At 60.8% G+C, this 12151-nt stretch carries 9 protein-coding genes; 3 read left to right on the forward strand and 6 right to left on the reverse strand.

Features of this window, described 5'->3' with window-relative positions; genetic code table 11:
- Positions 1-133: 133 nt before the first annotated feature.
- Positions 134-1087 carry a LysR family transcriptional regulator gene (locus JQ604_RS07870; RefSeq protein ID WP_212355058.1) on the reverse strand — a complete coding sequence of 318 codons (954 nt, stop codon included), beginning with the start codon at positions 1085-1087 and terminating at the stop codon, positions 134-136.
- 674 nt (positions 1088-1761) lie between these two features.
- Positions 1762-2022, reverse strand: a complete 261-nt coding sequence (locus JQ604_RS07875; RefSeq protein WP_212355060.1) for a pyocin activator PrtN family protein — start codon at positions 2020-2022, stop codon at positions 1762-1764.
- Between the two features lie 780 nt (positions 2023-2802).
- On the opposite strand from JQ604_RS07875, the gene JQ604_RS42115 reads away from it, so the two are divergent.
- Entirely contained in the window at positions 2803-3069 is a 267-nt protein-coding gene (locus JQ604_RS42115; protein ID WP_212355062.1) for a helix-turn-helix domain-containing protein, read from the forward strand.
- A 55-nt stretch (positions 3070-3124) separates the two neighbouring features.
- Here the strand turns inward: JQ604_RS42115 and JQ604_RS42000 are convergent, their stop codons facing one another.
- Genes JQ604_RS42000 through JQ604_RS07895 form a run of 3 tightly spaced genes read right to left on the reverse strand, consistent with a single transcriptional unit; the run spans position 3125 to position 9311 of the window.
- Complete coding sequence (locus JQ604_RS42000; protein WP_212355064.1) at positions 3125-6292, reverse strand: helicase-related protein; 3168 nt, start codon at positions 6290-6292, stop codon at positions 3125-3127.
- Positions 6289-8142: a phospholipase D family protein gene (locus JQ604_RS07890; RefSeq protein ID WP_212355066.1), complete on the reverse strand. Its 1854-nt coding sequence runs from the start codon at positions 8140-8142 to the stop codon at positions 6289-6291. The genes JQ604_RS42000 and JQ604_RS07890 overlap by 4 nt, the downstream gene beginning before the upstream one ends.
- Positions 8139-9311: a DUF6361 family protein gene (locus JQ604_RS07895; RefSeq protein WP_249158104.1), complete on the reverse strand. Its 1173-nt coding sequence runs from the start codon at positions 9309-9311 to the stop codon at positions 8139-8141. The genes JQ604_RS07890 and JQ604_RS07895 overlap by 4 nt, the downstream gene beginning before the upstream one ends.
- Positions 9312-9590: 279 nt before the next feature.
- Between JQ604_RS07895 and JQ604_RS07905 the strand changes: the two genes are divergently transcribed.
- Positions 9591-10445 carry a type IV toxin-antitoxin system AbiEi family antitoxin domain-containing protein gene (locus JQ604_RS07905; RefSeq protein WP_249158105.1) on the forward strand — a complete coding sequence of 285 codons (855 nt, stop codon included), beginning with the start codon at positions 9591-9593 and terminating at the stop codon, positions 10443-10445.
- Positions 10442-11314, forward strand: a complete 873-nt coding sequence (locus JQ604_RS07910; protein ID WP_212355071.1) for a nucleotidyl transferase AbiEii/AbiGii toxin family protein — start codon at positions 10442-10444, stop codon at positions 11312-11314. The genes JQ604_RS07905 and JQ604_RS07910 overlap by 4 nt, the downstream gene beginning before the upstream one ends.
- Before the next feature lie 9 nt (positions 11315-11323).
- Here JQ604_RS07910 and JQ604_RS07915 read toward each other — a convergent pair whose 3' ends face one another.
- The gene (locus tag JQ604_RS07915; RefSeq protein ID WP_212355073.1) at positions 11324-12106 is read right to left on the reverse strand and encodes a hypothetical protein; all 783 of its coding nucleotides are present in this window, start codon (positions 12104-12106) and stop codon (positions 11324-11326) included.
- Positions 12107-12151: the final 45 nt, after the last annotated feature.

Consider the following 12151-nt stretch of genomic DNA (forward strand, 5'->3'; position numbering starts at 1 on the left):
CGGCGCTCCCCCGACAAGCTGGCGGGGCGATTGCAGGGCTGGCCGTAAGTAGTATCGGCCGTTTTCTGAGTTTCGGATATCTCCCGCATCTGAAAGTAGCGTTGGCATTTTGGCCAACCGATTGGACAACGTTTCAGGCAATCCAACGCAAAGCCGAGAAACATCCGTGCCCCCGCCTGGGTCCCATCAAAACCTCCATGCCGTACTGGGGGTCTGCATGACTGGACGCGTGCCAAACCAGAGAGATTTGGAATGGTGCCACATGGAAGGGGAGAGGGCTGACTGCGAGGCCGTGAACTTTTGCGGCATCCTCGGCGAACATCCTCGGTACCGTCGCGATCGCGGAAAACGAGGCGATCAGCTTTGGAATGGCGTGCGCGTGGGGCGTCGATACTGCCACTTTGCGGCGCAGCTTGTTGTGCTCGAGCGCTTCATCGACGAGTTTGCAGGCGTTTTCCTTCAGCTCCACGGCGACATGAGGGAGCTGGAAATAGGTCTCTGGAGTGATCGACGACGCGTCCCCCAAAAGCCACGAACCGTGCAAGCAAACGTAGTGGTCGTCGAACAGAACCTTTCGCTTGTGGAGGAGGCCTCCTTCGGAAACGCTACCGACAGCGGCGTCGATTTCGCCGTTGTCCAGCATGTCAATGGCACGATGATGCTCGAGAGAGTGCAGTTCCAGGCGGGCGTTCGGTGCGGCGGTCTGACAGAATCGGGCCAGTGGCGGAACGAGGACACTCTCGAGATAATCGGGAATGCCGAGCCTGAAGACTCGGTTGGAAGAGGCAGGTGAGAACTCCACTTCGGTCAGCAACATGCCGTCGACGCGTCGCAAGATTTCCGACGCGACGTTGGCAATGGATGCGCCGCGTGGCGTTGGATTCATCCCCGAACCGCTTCGGACGAACAACTCATCGCCGAATAGCTCGCGCAGGCGGCCGAGTTGGTGGCTAAGCGAGGACTGATTGATCTGGAGCCGGGCGGCGGCCTTGGTCACGCTTCCGGCGGTCCGGATGGCGTCTAACGCCACGAGCAAGTTGAGATCAAGCCGGGCAAGGCGGGCGTGATCGACGTTGGTTTCTTGCATCGAAAGTTCTCCACCCGGCAATAGCTGCGATTTATACTCACATCGCTGAATGGGTATGAACTGATGCCCATTGCCCAATCTGGATGCCTCGAAAATCGCTGATGCACGTCATGCGGGTGCCCGTGCACCCCTTTGCTCTCGCGTGCCTGACGTGTGCACTGAGATCCGAAGAAGCGATTTTCGCTTCCACTTCATGCATATATGGTCCTAGAAGAGCCCAACAGGGGAAGCTTGTTAAAACCAAATATCTCAATCGGTCCAATAGCATAAAGGAGCGATTGAAGCCGAAATATCTTAGCAAGATGAATGAGTTAGATCGAAAATTCACCACGGCCCCCATGATGGATTGGACCGGGACATCGCAAAAAGCCAAGCAGCGCCAGCACTTAAGCCGCTCCTCGATCGATCATGTCGTACCAAATGTAGTACTGCCGCTGGTTCGGAGCTCGACGAGCGAGCATTGTCGCGCCTCAGCGTCTGTCCTCCGGCTATAGCGTAGCACGGCGTAGCCGCGCGCCGCGGCTTGGCGATATGCGCTGCGGCGTCCGCGTGCAACGTTCTGCAGCGATCATTCTGCTCGGAGCTTTGCTCTGCGCGTGGGCGAGGGCGGTTAGTCTAGCCAGTTTCAGGCAACGAGCCTGAGGGCGCCCAAAAAAGGGCGAGGCGGGGGGCCGCTAGGCCGTCAGGGCTGCCATTTCCTTTCTGGCGGCCTCGGTTCTCGCATCAAGGTATTTGGCCAGATCCAGAAGGTGGATTCCCTTAGCGCATTTCTGGCTTGCTTCCATTCGCACCAGAGGGATTGCTATTTCACCTGCGCTGATCTTCTGCACCAGCTTGGTGGGATTGAGGTGTGAGAAGTAATCCCGACACACGTCTTCAATCGGGATGATGGCCTTACCTCCGTACTGCGCCATCAAAAGGAATGCAGTGTTCATTGGGCCAGATCTCAATCGCTACTTATTCTATCTACGTTGATAGCTTCCGGCTTGTGAGATCTATTTCCGTCATCGGCGGAATTTGGCTTGCCTAGCGTAGTAAAAGGAGCGCTCGGGCGTGCGGCTCTCTGCATCGGCGAGTAAGTGCCGTACATGGCGCGCCTATCTTGGGATCTGGGCAATTCGATAGCGTTGATTCTTTGAGTTCGAACCTGCAAGCTGACCGTTATGAGCGGCAAGACATCGATCGCCCTTGTTAATTGGGTTTCCGGTTGGATTCGTTTGCGTTCGTTGCGTTTCAGTGAGGCCGTTTCTGGTGCGCAACTGGTGCGGTGCAGAGGAAGGCGGACTCAAGCGCCCGGGCTTGACATCCGTAAGGTCTCCATCGCGGGACTCTCCTCACGATGATCATCAAGCGGGTCGGCTTTACCCTCTCAAGGCTGAAACAGGGGTTCGATTCCCCTAGGGAGCGCCAGCAAACTCAGGCACTTAGCTAGCCACCAGCCGCGTTCGTTGAATAATGGTTGAATAAGACGCTGGTGAACAGCGGCGAACGTTTGCGGAATTTGCTCCCGATATTGGCAGACCAGCCTCGGCGCGATGCCTCACGGTGGCTGGCGCATTCGCAAAAATTTCTCCGTCGCCCTTGGTGTCCAGAAACATTCAAACCGCCGCTGACGTGCGCTGTCGTACGCCAGCGCCCTCGGATGTTCGCATTGACCTTGCTCGTCGCACACTCAACTCTCGTCCTGTCGAGCTTTGTGCGGATAGGAGGGCCACGTGAGAGACAATCGACGAGAGAAAACTGGCGGACAACAGTCACAAGTCAGTCTATCTCCTCCGAAAGCCGCAGAACTGAGCGTTTTGCCATTCGCTCAGCGGCTCACCTGCACTATTGACGATGCATGCGAAGTGACGGGCCTGGGACGCACGAAGCTTTACGAGTTGATAGGTGCTGGGCGTATCGTCACGACAACGATCGGACGTCGACGGTTAGTAGTGGTGCGCTCACTACTGGCGCTCCTTGAAACCAACATGTCGAGCTAATCGATGAGCGATTTAAGAGAGCAATAGGCAGCTCGCGATCGCCGCGCGGGGAGCATCAAAATGTCTGACCGGGCATCGCTCGATGGACGGTCGTCTCCTCGTTCGGCGGGGGCCGCGCAGAAGTATCTTCGTCACCCCTGACCCGAGGACGGGCGATCGATATCGGGCTCTGACCATTCATGCCGGAGGCATGGATTGCCTTCGTTCGGAGACCCATTGCGGATAAATCAAGAATGAGTGGCTGTAGCAGGGTACGGGTCGCCTCGCCCCCACGAGACAACAGGTCGATGAAATCCTCCTGATTGGGCTGTCCAAGGGCTAGCCGATAGATCATGCGCTGTTCTCGAAGTTGTGCGAACCGCGCAATGTCTCGCCCAAAGGGACGCTCGAAGACATGGCGGCGGATTTCGGCTCCGTCGAGCACCCACCAAGGACGAAGACCGCTGGCATCGACAAAACGCTCCGCATGTCTTTGTACGCAACGCCACGGTGAGCCGTCGGCCAGGGCGGGATCTTTCAATACTTCATCGCGCAATTCCGCGGACAGCCTTCGCCTGACCGACAAGCCCGCGTAGCGCTGGACGCGACCTTCACGTTGTTCGAGGTCGAGCGGGTTGGAAGAGAGATCCCAATGAACGACATGCGAGCACCATGTGTGAAAATCCAGCCCTTCCTGCCCAACTGACGTCGTCGCAAGGACATGCGGCCAAAAGGGTGTGTTGAAGCTTCGGCGCACTTCGTCCGGGCGGACCGGGGTGGCTTGCGCCACTCCGCCATCCACTTTGACAACCGGCTCGGTTTCGGCATCTCCAAAGGGCACGGCAACATGGCAGCGCACTGGAATCTTATGCGGCTGTCCTCCGATATTATGGAAGCTGAAGCCGCCGGCGCGAAGTCCGAGAGATGTTTGCAAGTCCTTGGCGAGCCCAGCCGCACCCTCTTGCAGATTCTGCGAGCGGAGCCAAAAGTGTTCATCGAGAATGCTTTCGAAACCGCCATCGACGACCGCACCCATGACCTGGTCGACGGCACTCTTTCCCGGCAACGATGACAGGATAACCGGATTGTCGAGATAGGCGCGAAGCCCCTGCCAACTCAGTTGCACCAGTTCGGAATAGCGTGTGGGATCGAGCATTGTCGGGTCGTGGCGCAGCAGGGCCCGGCCCAGTGCGACGCCCGGCGCTCCGATTGCATAGTCCACGAGGTCCGAAAGCTCGGCTGGAGAGAGCCGGTCGACCGGCTGCGCCTGCCGCCATTTCTGGACAGCGGTCTGCGCAGCACGATCGTCGCCGATTGCGCTGCTCCACGCTGAGGCAGATAGCTCCGCGACATCGGCGAAGCGTTCAATCGAGGCCAAGATCCGTGCAATCGATCTGTGCCTTCGCCGGGCTTTGACGGTGTCTCGTTCAACGATCCCCTTTGGCAATGCGGCGAGAATCTGCCGACGCACCTCTTTACGGACGGCGCCGAGCGTCGCCCCGGCTTTCGCGAGCGGGTCAGTGTTACGGATCAGCCATGGCGAAGGATGGAAGGCCGCCATCACGGGTCCGGGAACGGCGGCCAGCTTGAAGCGCCGGCGCCTGTAGGCCTTTTCATAGCCGCCATGTTTTCGGGGGAGGCAGTGGGCCTCGACGCCAAAGCTGAGCAGTGCGGCGACACTGGGCGGCGTTGCGCGGAAGCGGCTGAACATCAGGAGCTTGGGCTCGGCGGCCACCTTTTTCCAGTCTCCGCCGAGCGGCCACCAGGGAAGCGAAGGGGCAACCCACGGCAACGACAGCAGTTCGGGCGGAGCTACGCTGCTCAGAGCGCGAAGCTTTGCGTCAGGCCACGCGGCTGGCGCATCGAGCTTGTTGCGGCGCTCGCGCGTCATCCTGATGAGCTTCGGCGCAGCCCTAATGTTGGCGCCCTTCCAGGCCGCGTAACGGGGACCGAGAGATTGGGCCGGCAGCGGAACCGACGACCAGTACGGCAGCGCTTCATAGCGAACCCGTTCGGCGAAACTGTCGGCCAAATGGCGGTACACCTGAAAGTCCTCGGGCGACGGATCGGCATGGAGGAACTGAGTTCCTGCCAGCGGATCTATTGAGGCCACGCTGTCTCGTTCGGTGCGCGACATCACGGGCGTCAGCAGCTTGCGTAGCTCGTCTCTGAGCCGGCCAGCTTCGGCCACCTCATTCCTCAGTTCCGGATGGCTCGCATCGGCATGCACCGCAATGTCACGTAGCTTGTCGCCGAAATCCGAGAAGAGCTTCCTCGCACGGTCTCGCACATAAGGACCTCCAAGGAAATCGATCAGTTTTAGAAGTTCGGCGTGAGCGAGCGCGCCGCGTGCTTCCTCCCACCGAGTGGTCAGATGCGGATAAGGCGTTGCGCTGAGCAGCAGGATGGCCGGCGGGGTGGTCGAGCCTTCGGGATCAAGGAGCGCCTTGAGAAGCGGATCAGCGTCTTTCTCGTCCAGAAGCTGCCGGTAACGCTGAAACTCGTCGAGGATAACGAGATCGGGCGGTTGCTGGCGCAGCGTCGCCAGCGCCAGCGCACGCCGAAGGCGGCCAACGAAAGTTGTGGGCTTGACAGCTTTGATTTTCCGCTCGGCGTCGCCGCGCAGGGCCAGGTCGAGCATCGCACGTACCGGCTCCCCAAATTCCGCCGCTAGCGCGTCGCGGAACTGCTGTCGCAGATGAGGTGGCGAGGCAGCGAATTTCGTCTCCGCGTCCGCGACGGCCCAATCCCATGACCCACGTGCGCTCAGCCGCAATATGCCGGGATCAAGGTCGCGGGCGAAAGCGGGGTATGCTTGCTCGAGCAAGACCTTAAGGAATGCACGCTCTTCCTTGCGTCCTCCGGTCAGGCGTGCTCGTGCGCCCGGAAAGGACGTTGCCGGGGTCAACGCGTAAATGAGAACCGGATTGTCCGGCCGCTTTGCAACCGCAATCAGCGAAAGCCGATCCGGTGTGGCGGTTGCGGCCTTGCGCTGTGTATCACCAAGAAAGCCGACAACCCGACCCTTGTTCTGGTGCGAAACCGCGTGACCATTGGCGATATAGTAGATGACGAAGGAGCGGCGGCCATCATCGGACATTCGGCGAGCCAGCTCCTTCGCCACGACCGTTTTTCCGAGACCGACCTCATCGGCAACCAGAAAGCGCCGACGGCCTCCGGGGGCCGCGAAGATCGCAAACGCCGCATCGACGGCGGCTTTCTGGAATGGTTTGGGCGCGCTCACCGACGCTGTTCCTTGATCTTGGCGACGCCGAGCCCGCTCCGGAGCTTGCACCACAGATCATCAAAGCGCTCCAGCATTTCCGCGGTTTGCGGCTCCTCCTGTTTGGCCTGCTCAAGCACGGCTGGCAGATATTGAGAGACCCGCCGCTCGATCTCCAGGAACTTGTCCGGATCGCGCGCCCATGCCGCCAACATTTCTTCGAGCGTGGGCAGTGAGGAATCGAGCGCGGGATTCGTTACCGTGCCTGCTCGTTGCTGCGGCTCGTCATTCGTCCAGTCGCCTTCACCCTCGCGCCCGTCGTCGGCTAACAATCCGGCCAGCCACATGAGGAATCCTCTTGCGCCGAGGAAGCGCACGAACGCTGCGCGGTCGCGATCCTCTCCGAAAGGCGGCTCCGCTGGCGCGCGCTGAAGCCATGACAGGCCTTTGCCCCCCCGGCTGACGCGCAAGCGAACGAACTCGCTTCGCTCGGCGGGAGCGACGGGCCCCAGCTCCACCACGACTTGTTGCGCGGGCCAGACCATGAGCTCGCCGTGAAGCGCGCCCACCTCCAGCACGATGTCCAACTCATCGGAATGGGGGCCGCCAGGATGGAGACTGGAACGATGGGTGAGCCGCGCTCCCGCATCGTCGATGCTGAGCTGCGCCGCCCATCGCGCCGCGACCTGGGCACGCGCCCGTTCGAGCGCTTCCTCTTCTAGGGCCGCCGCATCCGGCGAATGTTCGATGCCGGGCGCCTCAACCAGCCGGGCCGAACCGAGAAGCGCTCTCAGCCCTTTCTCAACCGGTTCGGTCACCAGCAGTTCGGCCGTCGCCTCAGCATTGCGCCCGGTCCAGGCGCGCATAGTTGCATTCGCGCTTCCAAGCCAGAGCCGACGCTTCTGCCCCGATCGCATAAACAACAACTTCGCATGAAGTCCGCGGCCCACCTCTTCTTCCTCGTCATTGGGCGCGCCGCTGTCAGGAGCCGACGCAGCGCTCTGCGGTTCAGGCGCGGGATCGCCGATTGGATAGTCGGGTGCATCCAGCGCTAGCAGATCGTCGAACACCGCCAAAGACGGACCAATCCGCTCGATCTCGCGCATTGTTGTCAGCAGCACCCGTCGCGTTGGCTTCGTCGTCTGCGGAGCCTGTCGCGCAAGGAATTTCTTGTCGACGAAGGGGCTCACCACCACAACTTCGTCCGTTCCTACCGGCGGAACAGGAATGGGCTGGCCGCCCAATCCGGACGACCAGAGAATCCGCTCGACGCGCACGCCCGCCGGAGGCCGCCAAGCCACTTTCGCAATGATGGCCGCAAGGGAGGTCGAGCGCAGGCCCTTGAGTGCGGCCCTGTCGGCCAACGCGCGTGCTAGGTCGTCAGTACCGGGGATCGGAGCGCCACCTTTCCCGCCGGAGACAAGCAAAAGTCCGATGTCACGATTCACGCATTCGGTTAGATTTCGGCTCCCAATCCAGAGCCGCCAACCGATTTCGCCATCTGCGCCGCGCGTTCGGACCAGCGCGACCTTGGGGTGCCAACTATGCGTCGCCTCATCGAAATCGACTTCGCGTACGAACTGATCCAGCACTGCAGCGATACGCGGTGTCTTGCGCATCTTCGCGAGGCGGCCGCGCTGGATGATAATGCGCACCTTCCCCCGCAGCCGCTCAACCGCGTCGGCGAAATCGGACGGGCTGCCCCGGCCCGCGTCGGTGTCCTTCCCCGCCAGGGCGAGCAAGGTCGCACCGATCGATCCCAGGTCTGCCGAATAGGATGCCAACAACGCCAGCTCGACGTTCTCATCGGGAGCCGGGCGCAAGCCTTCGAGAAACGAGAGCGCCGGCCAGCTATCGACCGTTCCGCTCATTCGGCGTCAGCCAGATCATTGAGGAGCGTGCTTACCTGCTCCCATCGATAGTGGAGAGGTCCTGCGAGACCGTGTTCGTCGCTCGACCATTCGAGGCGCCGCGCGCGACCGTTGGGCGTCTTCGCAAGCCGAGCGCGAGGCCCTTTGCGAGCTTCGGCTGCAGCATATACATCGAAGAGCGAGCCGGGACTTTCCGATTTGGACGCGATCCACTCCTTTGTGGCGGTCAGGACCGCGCGTAATTTGGATGGCACTGCGCCAATATCCGCCTCGAGCGCGTCGACGTCGAGTTTGGCTGCGATGGAACCGTATTCTTCGACAACATTGATTAAGTGGTTGCGATGTCGGCTTGAAATTTCCCGCTTGTCGTCGGCCTCGACCATATGTTCGAGAAGCGCGTCGTAGACGGCGCGGCCCACACCGGCGAGACTTGCGGCCTGTCGCGCCCGAACAAGCGGTGCTTGGTCAGGACCGGCGATTGCACGAGTCTCGTCGGCCCACATAGCCGGTGGTGCCGCAACCTCGCTCCGGACCAGCCGGGCAAGGAGAGACAGCTCGTGCCCGCCATTCCGCCGCAATTGAGCGAGCCGCTCGCGAAGAAATATCGCTTCCGCGGTCGCTAGCTGAAGGGTAAGGGGGCCGCTCTGCCAACTATCCGGCCGGTTGGGAAGCGGCGCGAACGGCGGGTCGAAATTGAGGAGCGGCTGTCCATCGTCATCAGTCGCCGCTCCCGCGCTCTTCAGCAATCGATGTGCTTGTGCCCGCGAAATCGTTCGTCCATCCGGACGTGGACGCAATATTCCCCAGACCGCCAGCGCATTCCAATACACTGTTGATGGCGGCTGGCTTGATGGTTTGGGAAAGACACGGCCGCCAATCACCTGGCTTTCGCCCGCATCTTTGAGACGGCCAGCGAGCTCCCGTTCGCGTTCGCGCAAAGCACGCACGGCCGCCGGGCCCGTCAGTCCCGCCAGATCCTCGAAGAGCCAGGGCACGATGACGGCATAGCGGGCGCGAGTATGCAGCACCGATGTGCCGGGAAAAAAGCGATCGGCATAACGCTGATGGATCGTCAGGAAGCCGATCTCATCGCGCACACCCATGGACTCTTCATCCATCTGCGCCTTGGCGCGAGCGAGCGCCTCTCGCGATAGATAGGTCCATCCCAAAGCGGACTCGATTGGCGAGCCGCTTCTCGTACGGGATGATCTTGTGGGTTGGCCCATGCCGCTCAGCCCCATAAAGAGGACAAGGGCAAGGCGGGCAGCTTATCGCCAAAAGGCGAGAGATCAGCGCCGTCATAGAGCATGACGCCGAAGGCAATTCGGTGCGTGAAGGGATCGGCAGTCATGGCGGGGATCCTAACTAGTTGAATCATATTAAAGAATAGACGTTTTGGGTCGAAATTTGCATATGTCGCTTTGCTGCTGGATGCGCCATATTGAAAAATGGACATTTATAGCCCATTTTTGGATATGATGCTACAAGCCGGTTCCAGTCTCCCTAACTTCGTCACGACTCTCCAGTCGGAGGGGCGCATTACATTCACGCGCGCGGAAGCCATCGCGGCCCTCGGCATCACGGAGGCTGCCTTCCTCAAAGCCGCCGCGCGGCTCCAGAAACGCCACATGCTGTTCAACCCCCGGCATGGTTTCTACGTGGCTGTCCCGCCGCAATTCATGAGCTGGGAGGCACCACCACCCCCTTGGTACATCGACGCGCTGATGCGGCACGAGGAGCGTCCCTACTATGTCGGACTGCTCAAGGCCGCTGAGCTGCACGGCGCTACGCATCATGCGGTCATGGAATTCCAAGTCGTGACTGACAAGCAACTCCGCAAGATCCGGGCGGGGCGCTCTTGGGTTACGTTCTATTTCCGCAAAGACCTGGAAAGCGTCCGCGAGGGTATCGTCGATCGAAAGACGGATACGGGCAGCATGAAGATTTCAGGGCCCGAACTAACGGCGCTTGACCTCTTCCGTTACATGCACGTGGCAGGCGGCATCGATGCCGTGGCGACCGTCATGACGGATCTTGCGGAAAGCATTGATGGTCAAAAGCTGGCGGCATTGTCGGCGCATTTCGAGCGCGCTTGCGGCCAGCGGGTCGGCTATCTGCTTGATCGTCTCGGTCATGCCGAGCGCGCCAATGCGCTTCGTAACCAGCTCTTTGAAAAAGAGGCAATGCCGTGGGTCACGCTCGAACCGGAGCGTCGAAAGGATGAGAAGGCGCAACTCTCGCCTGTCGAGCGCAACGAGCGCTGGCGCGTGATTGTGCAGCGTTATCCGGAGATCGATGAATGATCCCCGCTCAGAACATCATCGCATGGTCAAAGCATACACCGTGGGCGGAGCAGCGGCAAGTCGAGCAGGACCTCATCATCGCACGGGCGCTGGTCGAGCTCTTCAACGACCCATTCCTGCGCAAAGAGCTTCGCTTCCGTGGCGGAACAGCGCTCAACAAACTGCACTTCCCAAAGCCTCTGCGGTATTCGGAGGATATCGACCTTGTGCGGACCACGGCGGGCGCGATCGGCCCGATCCTCGATCGCGTCCGTGATACCCTTACGCCTTGGCTCGGCACTCCGCGCTTCGATCAGAGCGAAGTGGCACCCAAGTTTCGCTTCAGGACCGAGGCCGAAGACGGATCAGGCCTCATCCGCCTGAAGGTAGAGATCAACACGCGCGAGCGTGAGGCTTATGACCCGGCCATCACGGCTCCCTTCAAGGTCGACAACCCGTGGTTCTCCGGCGAGACGGAGATTCCGACCTTTTCCAACGAGGAACTCCTCTCGACCAAGCTGCGCGCGCTGCTTCAGCGCAACAAGGGGCGTGACCTCATTGACCTTTCGCATTCGCTCGACATCTTCGAGAAACTTAATGAGAAGCGAATTGTCGAGCTTTTCGGCAAGTACCTCGATCTGTCCGGTCAGGCGATTTCACGCGCACAGGCCGAGCAGCGCATGTTTGAAAAACTGGAGCGCTCCGACTTTCTGGCCGACGTCAAACCCTTGTTGACGGCGGAAGAGGCGGCGCGGTTCACGGATGAGACGGGCAGGCAAGCCTTTACAGCAGTCTTCCGCGACATCGTTCAGCTGATCCAGGGCGAACCTTGGGCGAATACGCCTGAGAAAATCGAGCAACACGATCTTGCCAATCTGCTCACATCATAGGAGCAGTGATCACTGCTGGAGCAGGGCGGTGACCTTCGCGCGCAGCACGGCGCTGCGACGCAGGACCTCAGCGCCGCCTGGGACCGCAAGCGCGGCATCGCCGGACACAAGATCAAGCTGTATGTTGTAGCGGTTCCATTGCTGACCGCCGGGATGCAAGATGCCGCCTAGGATACGCGTGTCGTCGATGCGGCCGGCAGCCGCGAGGTGTTCGAGCGCGCGTAGCGCGTTGGGCCCGAAGGGCACGAGCCAAGCCTTGGGCAGCGCAGCGAGCTCGTCCGCAAGGGTCTCTTCGATCATGCGTCGCATAATGGGGCGCGTCGCTATCCGGCTGTCGCCGGCATAGTTTCCAGACCTCTTCAGGACGGGATAGCGCAGGACGGAGGTGTAATGAGCCCGGTGCGCGGCTGCGCCGAAGAGATCAAGCGTGGACGAAAGGCCGAAGAGCAGGTGCAAGCCGAAGTGGTCCATCAACCGCGCGCCGAGCGTGCGCATGCCGCCCTTGAACGAAGCGGCGCTCTTGGCGCGCTGCGCCGCTTCATCGAGCGACGCTCCACTGGCAAGCGCGGTGCGAAAGCTGAGTAAGGCTTCAAGCGCTTGCTGCTTGCCGGGCGTGGCCCCGATGATGACGATGTCGGCCTTGTCGTTGATCCAGTCGAAGGGCGCGAAGAACGCGCTGTAATCCCCCTCCTGGACGAGGCCCAACGCCTCATCGCGCAAGACCGACGGGCCGTCGGAGGTGACAGCCTGGCGGATCTCGGCCTGGGTTGCGTGCGCGATGATCGGCTTCATCCGCTCCAATAGGACGCGGGAAGTCTGCGACAAGCTCATCTGTAC

This window comes from Bradyrhizobium jicamae, assembly GCF_018130695.1.
Classification (GTDB): Bacteria; Pseudomonadota; Alphaproteobacteria; order Rhizobiales; family Xanthobacteraceae; genus Bradyrhizobium; species Bradyrhizobium jicamae_B.